Raw genomic sequence first — 15,200 nt, forward strand, 5'->3', positions numbered from 1 at the left:
CTGTTTGTCTTTTAGGGATGGAAATTAATGTAATAAAAAATGCTCATCTACAGTATAATAAGTGAATGTGAACTAGAGTGGAAAGTAGTGGTGTTTTATGGGAGAGAAAGTCGTTGTGTTAATTGGTCCAACGGCTGTAGGGAAGACGAAAATGAGCATAGAGTTGGCGAAGCGTTTAGACGGGGAAATTATTAATGGTGACTCCATGCAAGTGTACAAAGGATTAGATATTGGAACGGCAAAAATTCCCCGAGAAGAAATGGAAGGGATTCCGCACCATTTGCTCGATATAAAAGAGCCACACGAATCTTTTTCTGTTGCCGAGTTCCAGACCCTTGCCCGATCGCTTATTCAACAGATTACGCATCGGGGAAAACTTCCAATCATCGTTGGAGGTACAGGACTATATATCCAATCTGTTATCTATGATTACCAATTTTCAAGTGCTCCATCAAACGATTTGTATCGTCAATCGTTAGAGCGATGTTCGTCCATTGAACTTTATGAGCAATTAAAAAAAATTGATCCGATAAGTGCTGGGCGTATTCATCCGAATAATGTTCGTCGCGTCATTCGCGCATTAGAAATTTACCATTGTACAGGGAAAACGATGACAGAATGGCTAAAAGAACAGAAGCGGCAGCTCGTTTATAACACAGCATTAATTGGATTGACAATGGAACGTGAGAAATTATATGAGCGCATTAATAAGCGGGTAGATCAAATGATTGCTCAAGGATTAATCGAAGAAGTGAAACGATTGCATGAAAAAGGTGTGCGCGATTGTCAGGCCATTCAAGCGATCGGCTATAAAGAATTGTATTCGTATTTAGATGGGCTTATCACACTAGAAGAAGCCATTGAACAAATGAAACAAAACTCCCGTCGCTATGCGAAGCGCCAGTTGACATGGTTTCGAAACCAAATGCCTGTTCAATGGTTTGATATGACAGATGACAAGATGTTTTCGATACGAATAGATGAAATTTTGCGTTGCATAGAAGGAAAGTTTCGCCTTCAGTCGAATATATAGACGTAATGTAGAGAGAAAAAGAGGAGGACGAGCCAATGAAAAACACAATAAATATTCAAGATCAGTTTTTAAACCAGTTGCGCAAGGAAGGAACGGCGGTTACCGTATTCTTGTTAAATGGATTTCAATTGCGCGGTCTAGTGAAAGGGTTTGATAATTTTACGGTGTTATTAGAAGTTGATGGAAAACAACAATTAATTTATAAACATGCGATTTCCACATTTGCGCCACAAAAGAATGTAAAAATTGAAATTGAGTAAGCAAAATCGCTCACCGATGAGGTGGGCGGTTTTTTTTCGCTAGGCGTTTGTCACGAAATGGGTATAAACAGCGTATATTAGTAAAAGAAGCAACGATGAAGGAGAGGTGACGTCGCCTTGTCAGAGTTGACAATGAAGCAAACGAAAAGTCAAATTAATATCGTGCTTAATGCAAAAAACGTCAATTACTTGACGAAAGAAGAAGCTCCAAATCGAATTGACTATCACCAACATGTAGTGTTGAAAGAGATTCAAAAAGAGCTAGATGAACTAGTTGGGCTAAGTGAAGTGAAAAAATTAATTAAGGAAATTTACGCATGGTTATATATTAATAAAGCACGTCAAGCAAACGGATTAAAAGGAAATAAACAATCGCTTCATATGATCTTTAAAGGGAACCCAGGCACAGGAAAAACGACAGTTGCTCGTATTCTTGGGAAGTTATTTTTAGAAATGAACGTGTTATCTAAAGGACACTTTATTGAAGCAGAACGTGCCGATTTAGTTGGTGAATACATCGGTCATACAGCAAATAAAACGCGTGATTTAATTAAAAAAGCGCGCGGGGGGATTTTATTTATTGATGAAGCGTATTCACTTGCTCGCGGGGGAGAAAAGGACTTTGGAAAAGAAGCGATTGATACGTTAGTAAAAGGAATCGAGGATTTTTCTGATGATTTAGTTGTGATTTTAGCAGGATATCCAGCCGAAATGGATTATTTTTTATCCTTAAATCCAGGATTGCCGTCACGCTTTCCGTTGATGCTCGAGTTTCCTGATTACACAGCAGATGAGCTTGTACAAATTGCGAAACAAATGCTTCACATAAGGGAATATGAGCTCACTTCCGACGCAGAACGAAAACTTCGTGAACATATCGAGCAACTATTGGAAGGTGGACTTCAAAGGAAGTTTAGTAATGGTCGTTACATTCGAAACTTGATTGAAAAAGCAATTCGAAAACAAGCGGTACGTTTATTACATGAAGGACGCTATGACAAAAAGGAGCTTATGATCATACGGGAACGTGATTTAGTTGTTGAATAAATAGGGAAGGGAAACCTTCCTTATTTTTTTATGTACGAAAGAAGGGTTTCTTCTTTATTTCGTAGAATATAGTCTGAAAATAATAAATATTATTTATATTAATATAAAAAGTGAGGAGGGATTTTTTTGTACATTACGATTGGAGAGCTATTTTCACAGTCGGTAAGGAAATTCCCGAAAAAAGAAGCGCTTGTCGATATCCGCACACGACTTCGCTATACGTACGAACAATGGGAAAAAGAAGTGAACAAACTTGCAACCGCTCTCTTAGAAGCGGGAGTCCGAAAAGGAGATCGTGTATCGACCGTGTTATTTAATACGGCAGAACTTGCGACCGCTCTTTTTGCGTGCGCGAAAATCGGCGCTGTTTTTAACCCGATTAATTTTCGTTTACGACCGAAAGAAATCGCTTACATTTTAACCGATGCCACTCCAAAAATCGTTTTATTTGAACAAGCAGTTGAACCACAAATCGCAGCCATTCATCATGAATTTCCGCACATTTCTTTTTGGGTCATTGACGGGCAAGCGCCAGCGTACGCTGCTTCCTATCATGAACAAATCCAACGTGCAAATAGCGAGCTTCCAGCCATCGACGTTTCCGAACATGACTTATATGCGATTATGTACACAAGCGGAACGACAGGACAGCCAAAAGGGGTGATGCATCGACATCGCGACATGGTCGAGCAAAGCTTGATTTGCAATTCTGTGATGCGCATTCGCGAAACAGAGCGGGGACTTGTCACTGCGCCGATGTTTCATTGTGCTGAATTGCATTGTTGTTTCCTCCCGCGCGTCCATGCTGGAGCAACAAATGTTATTGTTCATCATTTCGACCCGAAACAAGTATTAACCGTCATCGAACAAGAACGAATTACTGTCTTATTTGCTGCACCGACAATGTGGAATATGCTGTTGCAAGAAAAATTGTCCGATTATGATTTATCTTCGCTTCGCATCGGTTTGTACGGAGCTGCTCCGATGGCGCCAGTGCTTGTGAAAGAATTCAAAGAGCGGTTAGGCATTGATTTAATTCAAGCGTACGGCATGACAGAAATGGAACCAGCGTTAACTTTCTTATACGGAGAGGAGCAATTAACGAAAGCCGGATCTGCTGGACGCGCGTGTTTAAACCATGAAATTCGCATCGTCAAACCGCGCGAAGACGGACCGTCTGACCCCGATGACATTTTACCGCCAGGGGAAGTTGGCGAAATTATCGTCAAAGGTCCATGCATGATGGTCGGCTACTACAATCGCGAAGATGCGACGGAAAAAGCGATGTATAAAGGTTGGTATCATTCTGGCGATTTAGGTTATATGAATGAAGACGGGTATTTATACGTTGCCGACCGAGTCGATGACATGATTATTAGCGGCGGCGAAAACGTCTATCCGCGTGAAGTAGAAGACGTGCTTTATGAACATGAAGGAGTGCTTGATGTTGCGGTGCTTGGCGAACCGGATGCGCTATGGGGAGAAAAAGTCGTTGCGTTTGTTGTGAAAAAAGACAAATCGCTTACCGCTGAACAATTAGAGGCGTTTTGCAAACAAAGCGATAAGCTCGCCCCATACAAACGACCGCGCACGTACTATTTTGTAGAGGCGTTGCCACGTAATGCAAGCGGAAAAATTCAAAAGTTTTTATTGCGCGAACAAATGAAAAAAATGGCACAGTCATAGGACGGTGGGAAAATGGCAGCGACGTATTTGCAGGAAGAGCATCACATCTTTCGTGAAGCATTCCGAAAATTTTTACAAAAAGAAGCGTATTCATTTTATGACGAGTGGGAAAAACAAGGAATCATTCCACGGGAATTTTGGCGGAAAATGGGAGAGAACGGCTTCCTTTGTCCGTGGGTAGACGAAACATACGGTGGATTTGGTGCCGATTTCGGCTATTCGGTCGTCATCAATGAAGAGTTGGAAAAAGTAGGATCAAGCCTTGTCGGCATCGGCTTGCATAACGACATCGTTGTTCCGTACATCGCGTCGTACGGAACAGACGAGCAGAAGAAAAAATGGTTGCCAAAATGTGTGTCTGGGGAAATCGTCACCGCCATCGCGATGACCGAACCAGGCGCAGGTTCTGATTTAGCAGGTATCAAAACAACGGCGGTGAAACAAGGCGACCATTATATCGTCAACGGACAAAAAACGTTTATTACAAACGGCATTCATGCCGATTTAGTCATCGTCGTCTGCAAAACAAATCCGCAGGCAAATCCGCCACACAAAGGTATGAGTCTCCTTGTCGTCGAAAGAGGAACACCAGGGTTTACACGCGGTCGGAAGCTAGAGAAGGTGGGATTGCATGCCCAAGATACAGCTGAGTTATTTTTTAGCGATGCAAAAGTTCCGGCAGAAAATTTGCTCGGCGAAGAGGGAAAAGGTTTTTACTATTTAATGGAAAAATTACAACAAGAGCGACTTATTGTCGCTATCGCCGCGCAAACGGCAGCAGAAGTGATGTTTGACTTAACGAAGCGATATGTGAAAGAGCGCACGGCGTTCAGGAAAACGATTAGCCAATTTCAAACCGTCCAATTTCGGCTTGCGGAAATGGCGACGGAAATTGCATTAGGGCGCGCGTTTCTTGACGATGTCATCGAACAACATATCGCCGGGAAAGACGTCGTGACCAACGTATCCATGGCGAAATGGTGGATGACGGAAATGGCAAAGCGTGTAGCTTCGGAAGGAATGCAGCTTCATGGCGGCTATGGCTATATGGAAGAATACGAGATCGCGAGACGTTATCGCGACATTCCGGTTAGCGCTATTTATGCAGGCACGAATGAAGTAATGAAAATGATCATTGCGAAACATCTTGGATTATAAGGGGGATTTCGTTGCTTGAAGGGGTGAAAGTCATTGATTTTTCCCACTACCTCCCTGGTCCGTTCGCTAGCCTTCGCTTAGCGGATTTAGGCGCGGAAGTCATCAAAATCGAGCCAAAAACAGGCGATCGGATGCGTGGACTAGCCGACGACTGCCTGTTTGACGCGAACAATAAAAATAAAAAAAGCATAGCGTTAGATTTGAAAAACGAGCAAGATGTTCAAATCGCGCAACAGCTCATCCGCCAAGCCGATGTTGTCGTTGAGAGTTTTCGCCCTAGTGTGATGAAACGGCTTGGACTTGGCTATGAAGAAACAGTGGCTCTTAACCCATCGATTGTGTATTGCTCAATTAGCGGTTACGGTCAACATAGCCGGTATGCATCGTTCGGAAGTCATGACTTAAACTATATGGCGCTTTCAGGCGTTTTAGCCCAGCTAAAAGCGAACAGTCACCCGGTTCATCCGACGATCACGCTTGCCGATCTCATCGGGAGCATGCATGTAGTCGAACAAATTATCGCTGCGTTGTATGCGCGCGAGCGGACGGGAAAAGGGTGCTATATTGATGTTGCGCTTGTTGACAGTTTACTTGCGATAATGACGAATCATTTTGTATTAGAACATTACACAGGACAAAAAAATGGGATTCCTGTATTAGCTGGCACGGTTGTGTCGTATCATCTGTACGAAACGAAAGACGGGCGGTACGTGGCGCTTGCGGCGCTTGAAGCGCATTTTTGGCGCAATTTTTGTAATGCAGTCGAAAAGCCCGAATGGTATGGAGGGCATTTATCAGTAGCTTGCGACGACAATCCTCTTTTTCTAGAAATAAAGCAGTTGTTTCGCTCGAAGACGTTTCAACAATGGATCGCTTTTTCGCAACAAGTCGATTGTTGCTTAACGCCGGTATTAGAAACCGATGAAGCGAAAACGTGGTTTGCAAGCGATACGTACCGAAAAATGATTCATATGGATAACGACCAAATCGAAGTAGCGACCCGTTACGATGAGCAGTTTTTTACGAAACGTACACGAGCCCCAAAACTAAACGAACATAAAGGAGTGGTGGCAAATGATGAACATTCCATTAAATATTGCGACAATGCTTGAACGGGCAGAAATGTTTTTTCCGAAAAAACAAGTCATTTCGCGGATGAAGAACGGGATTGTCCGCCATACGTATAAAGAAATTGGCGAGCGGACGAGAAAGCTTGCTAGTGCATTGCAAACGCTCGGTGTAAATATAGGGGACCGCGTCGGTACGTTTGCGTGGAACCATCATCGCCATTTAGAAGCGTATTTTGCCATTCCGGGTATCGGGGCGGTGTTGCATACGATTAACATTCGCCTGTCGCCGCAACATATCGCCTATATTATTAACCATGCCAACGACCGCGTGCTATTGATTGACGCCGATTTATTGCCGCTCATTGAACGGGTGAAAGACGAAATAAACGTCGAGGCGTTTATCATTATGACTGATGAACCGACGCTTCCGGAGACGACGCTTGCGCCCGTTTATCATTATGAACAGTTGTTGCAACAAGCCGAACCGATTTCGTTTGTTAAAAACATCGACGAACATCACCCTGCTGGCATGTGCTATACGTCCGCAACAACCGGAAATCCGAAGGGTGTGCTATACTCCCATCGCGGCATCGTTCTCCATAGCATGGCGCTTGGGCTTGCCGATAGTGCGGCATTGTCAGAATCGGATGTAGCACTACCGGTTGTTCCGATGTTTCATGCGAATGCGTGGGGATTGCCGTTTGCAGCGGTTTGGTTTGGGACGACGCTCGTCATGCCGGGGGCGGCATTTACGCCGAAAATATTAGTCGAGCTGATGGAACAAGAGAAAGTGACGCTTGCGGCTGGGGTGCCGACTGTTTGGCTTGGGTTATTGGGCGAGTTGGAGAAAGGCACGTACGATTTACGCAGCGTAACGCGCATTTTATGCGGCGGTTCAGCAGCACCGAAAGGAATGATTCGCGCCTTTGAAGAAAAATATGGTATTCCATTCGTGCACGCCTACGGCATGACGGAAACGAGCCCGCTTGTCGTCTTGTCGCGCCTCAAAAGCTACCAGCAGCACGTATCGAACGAAGAAAAATTGGACATCCGTGCGAAACAAGGATTTCTTGTGCCCGGGGTGGAAATGAAAGTGATTGGCAAAGACGGCGAAGTGGCGTGGGACGGAACGGAAATGGGGGAACTATGCTTGCGCGGTCCGTGGATTGCCGATGAATATTATAATGATGAGCGAAGCAAAGACGCGTTTCGCGACGGGTGGCTATATACAGGCGATGTCGTGACAGTAGACGAAGAAGGGTTTATTAAAATTGTCGATCGGACGAAAGACGTCATTAAAAGCGGCGGGGAATGGATTTCGTCTGTCGATTTAGAAAATGCGCTCATGGCGCATGAAGCGGTATTTGAAGCGGCGGTTGTTGCCGTGCCGCACCCACAATGGCAAGAACGCCCGATCGCTTGCGTCGTAGTAAAGGAAGGAAAACATGTGACAAAAGAGGAGCTATACGACTTTTTACGTCCGCAATTTGCGAAATGGTGGCTGCCAGATGACATCGTCTTTATGAGCGAAATTCCGAAAACGAGTGTAGGAAAATTTTTGAAAATGAAATTACGTGAACAACTGCGCGATTATTTTACGAACGTTCAATAGGGGGAGTAACGATGGAAATTATTGCGGTCATCGGTGCTGGCTTAATGGGGAGCGGCATCGCCCAGTCGTTAGCGATGGGAGGAAAAACGGTTTATTTATACGATATTTCTGATGCGGCACTTGAAAAAGGAATGCAGTCCATTCAAAAAAGCCTTTCTCGTTTTGTAAAGGCTGGTAAACTACAAGAACAAGAGGCGTCGGCTATTCTTTCCCGCATTCAAACGGAAACGAGCTTGCAAGAAGCAGTAAAAGAAGCGGACGTTATCGTCGAAGCGGTGCCAGAACATTTCCCGCTCAAAAAACAAGTGTTTGAACAGCTTGACAGTTACGCGAAACAAGAAGCGATTTTAGCGACAAATACGTCGGAATTAAGCGTTACCGCGATTGCCGCAGCGACGAAGCGTCCGAGCCAAGTCGTCGGCATGCATTGGTTTAATCCAGCGCCAGTGATGAAGCTCATTGAGATTGTGAAGGGCGTGGCGACGTCTGAACAGACGATTGAAGCGATTCAACAGCTATCGGAATCCATCGGCAAAGAAACCGTCATCGTAAAAGATATGCAAGGATTTGTGACAACAAGGGCGCTAGCTGCACATATGATCGAATGCATTCGCATGTATGAAGAAGGGGTCGCTTCTGCGGAGCATATCGACAAAGCGATTCGGCTCGGACTCAACTATCCGATGGGACCACTGGAACTGGCTGATTTAGTCGGGTTGGATACGATGTTGTTTGTCAGTGAAAATATGACAGAAGCATATGGCGATCGGTTTCGTCCGCCCCAAACGCTCCGTAAACTCGTCGAGGCGGGGCATCTCGGACGAAAAACAGGAAAAGGATTTTACACATACGAGTGAAAGAAGGGAAAAGCATGCGCGAAGTAGTCATTGTCGAAGCGGTACGCACTCCTGTCGGCAAGCGAAACGGGGTGTTTCGCGACAAACATCCGGTTCATTTAGCGGCCATTGCGCTTGAGGAAGTTGTTAAGCGTGCTGGGGTGGAAAAGCAATTGATCGAAGATATTGTGATGGGGTGTGTGACGCCGATTGGCGAGCAAGGGTATAATATTGGGCGTTTAGCAGCGCTTGAGGCAGGCTTTCCGATAGAAGTTCCCGCGGTGCAAATTAACCGGATGTGCGGTTCAGGCCAGCAGGCGCTTCATTTCGCTGCGCAGGAAATTAAATCAGGCGATATGGACATCGCGATTGCGACTGGGGTGGAAAGTATGACAAAAGTGCCGATTTTAAGCGATGGAAACGAGCGGACGATTCCACCGTCGCTCCATGAAAAATACGAATTCGTCCACCAAGGCGTTTCTGCCGAACTGATTGCTGAAAAATACGGATTGACACGAGAACAGTTAGACGAATATGCGTACGAAAGCCATCAACGAGCGCTCCGAGCGCAAGCGGAAGGTCGCTTCAGCCGAGAAATCGTGGCAGTCAAAGGACTTGATAAAGACGGCAACGACATCATCGTAACCGCCGATGAAGGGCCGCGCCAAGATACATCGCTTGAAGCGCTGGCGGCATTGAAGCCGGTCTTTAAACAAAACGGGAAAATTACTGCTGGGAACGCAAGCCAAATGAGCGACGGCGCAGCGGCGGTGTTGCTCATGGAGCGGGAAACAGCGATTCGACTCGGTTTGAGGCCGAAAGCAAAAATTGTCGCTCAAACAGTTGTTGGCTCTGATCCGACGTACATGCTAGATGGTGTCATTCCGGCAACGAAAAAAGTATTACAAAAAGCGAATCTCACAATGGACGCTATCGACCTCATTGAAATTAACGAAGCGTTCGCGTCTGTCGTCCTTGCTTGGCAAAAAGAAATTGGTGTTTCACTTTCCAAAGTAAACGTCAACGGTGGTGCGATTGCGTTAGGTCATCCGCTTGGGGCAACGGGTGTGAAACTGATGACGTCGCTCGTTCACGAACTCGAACGACGAAAGGGGCGCTACGGCTTATTAACGATTTGTATCGGGCACGGCATGGCAACCGCGACCATTGTCGAGCGGTGGGGACAGTAAAAAACAGGGGACGATATTTGGGTCCCCTGTTTTAATTCCCTGCTTTTAATGATTTATTCGGCAATTTCCAGTTATATGTGTACGATAAAATGCGCAACGCGGCAACGACAACAAACAATACATACAGGCTAATTGAGGAGTGTGCAATGCCTGTTCCAACCGCAACGCCAGCTACAATGGCCCAAACAGCATAAATTTCATCACGTAGTACAAGAGGCTTTCTTCCTGCTAATACATCGCGAATCATTCCGCCTCCGCTCCCTGTTAGTACAGCAGCAACAATAACTGCGCTTAATGGTCGATTCATTTGAACGGCATATAGTGCCCCTTGAATGGCGAAGGCCGAAAGTCCGAGGGCGTCGAAAAAGTTGCCCCAACGTTGCCAATGCGGCAACATTTTTTGCGGGAATAAATAGACAATCGTCATCGCGATAAAAGCAATCAAAAAAAGTGTTTGTTGTTGCCATAGAACGGATACAGGCACGCCGATTAATACGTTGCGTACAGCACCGCCGCCGAATGCGGTTACAATTCCGAGGATGTACACACCTAAAATATCGTATTCTTCTTCCATGGCGACAATTGCTCCGCTAATCGCAAAAGCAACTGTGCCAATCATACTTAATACTTCCCAAGTCATGATCGCAATCCTTTCTGTTATGTAACATCACGTTAAAATTTTATGTATAAAATATGAAAAAATCAACGATCATTTTTCAGCCATAGCACTTTTAAACGAGATTTGTTATGATGAGAACAGATGTTCAACAGGAAAGAGGGAAAATATGCAAAAAGAACGAGTAATTATTGTTGGGTGTCAATTACCGCATGTTGACGATGAACGATTTTCGTATTCGATGGAAGAACTTGCTTCCCTTGTTCATACAGCAAACGGCGAGGTCATCATCAGCTTGACACAGAAGCGAGAAACAGTTCATCCCGCTACTTATATTGGAAAAGGAAAAGTGGAGGAACTAGTGCGTCTCGTGGAACAATTTGAGCCAGACGTCATTATTTTTAATGATGAACTGTCGCCAAGCCAAAATCGAAACTTAACAAAGTTGTTAAATGTGCGCATCATTGACCGAACGCAGCTTATTTTAGATATTTTCGCAAGTCGCGCGCGCTCAAAAGAAGGAAAATTGCAAGTTGAGCTTGCCCAATTACAATACATACTGCCACGCCTAAGCGGACAAGGAACAGAACTTTCTCGATTAGGCGGCGGAATCGGAACGAGAGGACCGGGGGAAACAAAGTTAGAAACAGACCGTCGTCACATTCGTCGTCGAATTGACGAAATTAAAGCACAGTTAAAAGCCATTGTTGAACATCGGGGGCGATATCGGGAGCGTCGGAAGAAAAATGCGGTGTTTCAAATTGCGTTAGTTGGTTACACAAACGCAGGGAAATCGACGCTTTTTAACCGATTAACGAACGCCAATGCTTTTGAAGAAAATTTATTGTTTGCTACATTAGATCCGCTCACGCGCAAATTAGTGCTGCCAAGCGGTTATGCGGCGCTTTTGACGGATACGGTCGGTTTCATCCAAGATTTGCCAACTACTCTTGTGGCAGCGTTTCGTTCGACGTTAGAAGAGGTGAAAGAAGCGGATTTTATTTTACATATTGTCGATTCATCGAATCCAGATTATATTCAACATGAACAAACCGTTTATCGTTTACTTGAAGAATTGGAGGCGACGACCATTCCAATCGCTACTGTATATAACAAACGTGATATCACCCTTCCAAGCTTTGTTCCAAGCCCGAAAACAGACTATATATTAGTAAGTGCGTTTAGTGAACAAGATGTACAAAAGCTGCGCCAATTTATTGAAACACACATGATCGAAGCGATGGAACGTTACGATGTAGCGATTCCTGCATTTGAGGGGAAACTGCTCGCACAGCTAAAATCAGAAACAATTGTGCAGCACATATATTACAATGAACAAAGTGGCATGTATGAATGTAGCGGCTACATATTGTCGGAACATCCATTACTGTTACAACTAAGAATATACAACAAATAGAAAGGGTTTTGTTATGTTTGAGCATTTAACACATGGAGAGACGATTTCTACACTTGTCAAAGAAATTGAGGCACAAATCGCACCGATTCATCAGGCGATTGATGCTCGCATTGATTATAATCAATATCGTGTACTGCAAAGTTTTCGCCGTCATCAAGTGAGCGATGCACATTTTATTCCATCTACAGGGTATGGCTATGATGACATAGGACGTGACACGCTTGAAAAAGTGTATGCAGACGTATTCGGTGGGGAAGCGGCGCTTGTCCGCCCACAAATCATTTCCGGTACACATGCGATTACGATCGCGCTGTTTGGTGTGTTACGTCCGGGTGATGAGTTGTTGTATATTACTGGAAAACCGTACGATACGCTAGAAGAAATCGTCGGTATTCGCGGCGAAGGAATCGGTTCGTTAAAAGAGTTTCATATTGGTTACAACAGCGTACCGCTTACTTCAGAAGGAAAAGTTGATTTTGAAGCAGTCGAACGAGCAATCAACGGTCGGACGAAGATGATCGGCATTCAACGTTCAAAAGGATATGATCCTCGACCTTCGTTTACAATTGCTGAAATCAAACAAATGATTGATGTTGTTAAAACAATTAAACAAGATGTTGTTGTTTTTGTTGATAACTGTTATGGTGAATTCGTTGAGGAGCAAGAACCATGTCATGTTGGTGCTGATTTAATCGCCGGCTCATTGATTAAAAATCCAGGTGGTGGATTGGCGAAAACAGGAGGATATCTCGTCGGTAAAAAAGAATATATCAATATGTGTGCTTATCGTATGACCTCGCCGGGAATCGGTGCGGAAGCAGGCGCCTCTTTGTACAGTTTGCAAGAAATGTATCAAGGCTTTTTCTTGGCCCCCCATATCGTTGGACAAGCGTTGAAAGGTGCCGTGTTTACTGCAGCAATGCTTGAACGAATCGGAATGAATACGTATCCGACGTGGGATGCGAAGCGTACGGACTTGATTCAGTCTGTGCAATTTGATGGGGCAGAGCAAATGATTGCGTTTTGTCAAGCCATTCAATTCGCCTCCCCTGTCAATTCGCATTTTACTCCATACCCGAATTACATGCCGGGTTATGAGGATGATGTCATTATGGCGGCGGGGACGTTTGTACAAGGGGCAAGCATCGAGCTATCAGCCGATGGACCAATTCGCCCACCGTATGTTGCATACGTACAAGGGGGTCTCACGTATTCGCACGTGAAAATTGCTGTTTGTATGGCCGTTGACCGATTGCTTGAAAAACGATTAATTCAATTATAAAATATTTCAGAAAAAAATATGTAATGAAACGTAACATGTCATTGACATATAAGATAACATAGAATAAAATGAAAATATGTATTACGTGAGGAGGGGTCGACATGAATAGTCAAATTCGTCGCTCCATGCCGTTGTTTCCAATTGGCATTGTTATGCAGTTAACCGATTTGTCAGCACGTCAAATCCGCTATTATGAGGAACACGGTCTTGTTTCACCTGCTCGTACGGAAGGCAATCGTCGGCTATTTTCATTTAATGATGTAGATCGCTTGCTTGAAATTAAAGACCTCATCGAGCAAGGGGTTAATTTAGCGGGGATTAAACAAATTTTTGCCTCACGTCAACAACAGCACGTTGAGACAACGCCATCCGTTGCACCAAAAGTGATGAAGCAAGATTTGTCAGAGGCAGAGTTACGCAAATTGTTGCGTGCCGAATTAATGCAAGCGGGCCGTTTTAATCGTGCATCGCTCCGTCAAGGGGACATCGCTCGCTTTTTCCATTAAAAATTTATGTTTTTAACATAAACATAAATGATCTTTTTCATTCTGGGGGAGGAATATGTATGGCTAAGTACACAAAAGAAGACATTTTTCGTATTGTAAAGGAAGAGAATGTAAAGTATATTCGTTTACAGTTCACAGACATTCTCGGTACGATCAAAAACGTAGAAATTCCTGTGAGCCAATTACAAAAGGCGCTCGATAATAAAATGATGTTTGATGGATCGTCGATTGAAGGATTTGTTCGTATTGAAGAATCAGATATGTATTTATATCCAGATTTGGATACATTCGTTATTTTCCCGTGGACAGCCGAAAAAGGAAAAGTAGCTCGTTTTATTTGTGACATTTACAATCCAGATGGTACCCCATTCGAAGGATGCCCGCGTTATAACTTAAAGCGGGTGTTGAAAGAAATGGAGGCGCTCGGATTTACAGAATTCAACTTAGGTCCAGAGCCGGAGTTTTTCCTATTTAAGCTAGACGAAAAAGGTGAACCGACGTTAGAATTAAATGATAATGGCGGTTACTTTGATTTAGCACCAACAGATTTAGGAGAAAATTGCCGTCGCGATATCGTATTAGAATTAGAAGAAATGGGATTTGAGATTGAAGCATCCCATCACGAAGTTGCGCCAGGACAACATGAAATTGACTTTAAGTATGCTAATGCAGTAAAAGCGTGTGATGACATCCAAACATTTAAACTTGTTGTTAAAACAGTCGCACGTAAACACGGTTTGCATGCGACATTTATGCCAAAGCCGCTCTTTGGTGTGAATGGTTCAGGTATGCATTGTAATTTGTCGCTCTTTAAAAATGGTGAAAATGCCTTTTTTGATCCGAACGGTCAACTACAACTAAGTGAAACCGCATTACAGTTTATTGCCGGTGTATTAAAGCACGCTCCAAACTTTACAGCGGTAACGAATCCAACGGTAAACTCATACAAACGTCTTGTTCCAGGCTATGAGGCACCTTGTTATGTGGCGTGGTCGGCACGCAACCGTAGCCCGCTTATTCGTATCCCAGCGTCACGCGGCATGAGTACACGCATTGAAGTGCGTAGCGTAGACCCAGCAGCTAATCCATACTTAGCGATGGCTGTATTGTTGGCAGCTGGATTAGATGGAATTAAAAATAAACTAACGCCTCCTGCGCCAGTTGACCGCAACATTTATGTAATGACGAAAGAAGAACGTCTAGAAGAAGGAATCGTCGATTTACCTTCAACATTAGCAGAAGCGTTGCAAAACTTAAAATCTGATGAAGTAATCGTCAATGCCCTCGGCAGACATTTATTTGAACACTTCGTTGAGGCAAAAGAAATTGAATGGGATATGTTCCGTACGGCAGTACATCCGTGGGAACGTGAACAATATATGAGCCTGTACTAACAAAAAAGCTAACGGTGCTTCCGTTAGCTTTTTATTATACGTGCGCTCGGCATGGGTGCAATCTCTAGGGTGAAAGTCCCGAACTGCGAAGGC

Annotated in this window: 14 protein-coding genes; 13 read left to right on the forward strand and 1 reads right to left on the reverse strand. The window is 44.3% G+C overall.

Annotation, left to right across the window (positions count from 1 at the left end; all coding sequences use genetic code 11):
- Nucleotides 1-97 precede the first annotated feature (97 nt).
- The 9 genes from miaA to V7Z64_RS06785 all read left to right on the forward strand — a co-directional run bounded on the left by miaA (nucleotide 98) and on the right by V7Z64_RS06785 (nucleotide 9,892).
- Entirely contained in the window at nucleotides 98-1,033 is a 936-nt protein-coding gene (gene miaA / locus V7Z64_RS06745; RefSeq protein WP_297990829.1) for a tRNA (adenosine(37)-N6)-dimethylallyltransferase MiaA, read from the forward strand.
- Between the two features lie 35 nt (nucleotides 1,034-1,068).
- Complete coding sequence (hfq, locus tag V7Z64_RS06750) at nucleotides 1,069-1,293, forward strand: RNA chaperone Hfq (protein WP_297990828.1); 225 nt, start codon at nucleotides 1,069-1,071, stop codon at nucleotides 1,291-1,293.
- A 117-nt stretch (nucleotides 1,294-1,410) separates the two neighbouring features.
- On the forward strand, nucleotides 1,411-2,340 hold the full coding sequence (gene spoVK, locus V7Z64_RS06755) for a stage V sporulation protein K (protein WP_297990827.1): 930 nt from the start codon (nucleotides 1,411-1,413) through the stop codon (nucleotides 2,338-2,340).
- Nucleotides 2,341-2,466: 126 nt separating this feature from the next.
- Entirely contained in the window at nucleotides 2,467-4,026 is a 1,560-nt protein-coding gene (locus tag V7Z64_RS06760; protein ID WP_297990826.1) for a fatty acid--CoA ligase, read from the forward strand.
- A gap of 12 nt (nucleotides 4,027-4,038) precedes the next feature.
- A complete protein-coding gene (locus V7Z64_RS06765) occupies nucleotides 4,039-5,184 on the forward strand; it encodes an acyl-CoA dehydrogenase family protein (protein WP_297990825.1) in 1,146 nt (381 codons plus the stop codon).
- Between the two features lie 11 nt (nucleotides 5,185-5,195).
- Entirely contained in the window at nucleotides 5,196-6,296 is a 1,101-nt protein-coding gene (locus V7Z64_RS06770) for a CaiB/BaiF CoA transferase family protein (RefSeq protein ID WP_297990824.1), read from the forward strand.
- A complete protein-coding gene (locus tag V7Z64_RS06775; protein ID WP_297990823.1) occupies nucleotides 6,259-7,866 on the forward strand; it encodes a long-chain fatty acid--CoA ligase in 1,608 nt (535 codons plus the stop codon). The genes V7Z64_RS06770 and V7Z64_RS06775 overlap by 38 nt, the downstream gene beginning before the upstream one ends.
- Before the next feature lie 11 nt (nucleotides 7,867-7,877).
- Nucleotides 7,878-8,723, forward strand: coding sequence for a 3-hydroxyacyl-CoA dehydrogenase family protein (locus tag V7Z64_RS06780; RefSeq protein WP_297990822.1), 846 nt, complete (start codon nucleotides 7,878-7,880; stop codon nucleotides 8,721-8,723).
- 14 nt (nucleotides 8,724-8,737) lie between these two features.
- The gene (locus V7Z64_RS06785; RefSeq protein ID WP_297990821.1) at nucleotides 8,738-9,892 is read left to right on the forward strand and encodes a thiolase family protein; all 1,155 of its coding nucleotides are present in this window, start codon (nucleotides 8,738-8,740) and stop codon (nucleotides 9,890-9,892) included.
- A 31-nt stretch (nucleotides 9,893-9,923) separates the two neighbouring features.
- On the opposite strand, the gene V7Z64_RS06790 is transcribed toward V7Z64_RS06785, so the two are convergent.
- Nucleotides 9,924-10,532, reverse strand: coding sequence for a trimeric intracellular cation channel family protein (locus tag V7Z64_RS06790; RefSeq protein WP_297990820.1), 609 nt, complete (start codon nucleotides 10,530-10,532; stop codon nucleotides 9,924-9,926).
- Nucleotides 10,533-10,677: 145 nt separating this feature from the next.
- On the opposite strand from V7Z64_RS06790, the gene hflX reads away from it, so the two are divergent.
- The 4 genes from hflX to glnA all read left to right on the forward strand — a co-directional run bounded on the left by hflX (nucleotide 10,678) and on the right by glnA (nucleotide 15,107).
- Nucleotides 10,678-11,925, forward strand: coding sequence for a GTPase HflX (hflX, locus tag V7Z64_RS06795; protein ID WP_334109837.1), 1,248 nt, complete (start codon nucleotides 10,678-10,680; stop codon nucleotides 11,923-11,925).
- Between the two features lie 13 nt (nucleotides 11,926-11,938).
- Nucleotides 11,939-13,207 carry a methionine gamma-lyase family protein gene (locus V7Z64_RS06800; RefSeq protein WP_003398119.1) on the forward strand — a complete coding sequence of 423 codons (1,269 nt, stop codon included), beginning with the start codon at nucleotides 11,939-11,941 and terminating at the stop codon, nucleotides 13,205-13,207.
- Nucleotides 13,208-13,308: 101 nt separating this feature from the next.
- On the forward strand, nucleotides 13,309-13,713 hold the full coding sequence (locus tag V7Z64_RS06805; RefSeq protein WP_003398117.1) for a MerR family transcriptional regulator: 405 nt from the start codon (nucleotides 13,309-13,311) through the stop codon (nucleotides 13,711-13,713).
- Between the two features lie 59 nt (nucleotides 13,714-13,772).
- Nucleotides 13,773-15,107 (forward strand): type I glutamate--ammonia ligase, encoded by a 1,335-nt coding sequence (gene glnA / locus V7Z64_RS06810; protein ID WP_297988222.1) that lies wholly within the window; start codon nucleotides 13,773-13,775, stop codon nucleotides 15,105-15,107.
- Nucleotides 15,108-15,200 lie beyond the last annotated feature (93 nt).

The sequence above is a fragment of the Anoxybacillus sp. genome (assembly GCF_036834105.1).
GTDB lineage: Bacteria > Bacillota > Bacilli > Bacillales > Anoxybacillaceae > Anoxybacillus.

Excerpts from the sequence above, each read along its gene's own strand:
- V7Z64_RS06805 (WP_003398117.1), top strand. The coding sequence starts at position 13,309 with ATGAATAGTCAAATTCGTCGCTCCATGCCGTTGTTTCCAATTGGCATT.
- miaA (WP_297990829.1), top strand. The coding sequence starts at position 98 with ATGGGAGAGAAAGTCGTTGTGTTAATTGGTCCAACGGCTGTAGGGAAG.
- V7Z64_RS06775 (WP_297990823.1), top strand. The coding sequence starts at position 6,259 with ATGATGAACATTCCATTAAATATTGCGACAATGCTTGAACGGGCAGAA.
- V7Z64_RS06800 (WP_003398119.1), top strand. The coding sequence starts at position 11,939 with ATGTTTGAGCATTTAACACATGGAGAGACGATTTCTACACTTGTCAAA.
- hflX (WP_334109837.1), top strand. The coding sequence starts at position 10,678 with ATGCAAAAAGAACGAGTAATTATTGTTGGGTGTCAATTACCGCATGTT.
- hfq (WP_297990828.1), top strand. The coding sequence starts at position 1,069 with ATGAAAAACACAATAAATATTCAAGATCAGTTTTTAAACCAGTTGCGC.
- glnA (WP_297988222.1), top strand. The coding sequence starts at position 13,773 with ATGGCTAAGTACACAAAAGAAGACATTTTTCGTATTGTAAAGGAAGAG.
- V7Z64_RS06780 (WP_297990822.1), top strand. The coding sequence starts at position 7,878 with ATGGAAATTATTGCGGTCATCGGTGCTGGCTTAATGGGGAGCGGCATC.
- V7Z64_RS06765 (WP_297990825.1), top strand. The coding sequence starts at position 4,039 with ATGGCAGCGACGTATTTGCAGGAAGAGCATCACATCTTTCGTGAAGCA.
- V7Z64_RS06790 (WP_297990820.1), bottom strand. The coding sequence starts at position 10,532 with ATGACTTGGGAAGTATTAAGTATGATTGGCACAGTTGCTTTTGCGATT.
- V7Z64_RS06785 (WP_297990821.1), top strand. The coding sequence starts at position 8,738 with ATGCGCGAAGTAGTCATTGTCGAAGCGGTACGCACTCCTGTCGGCAAG.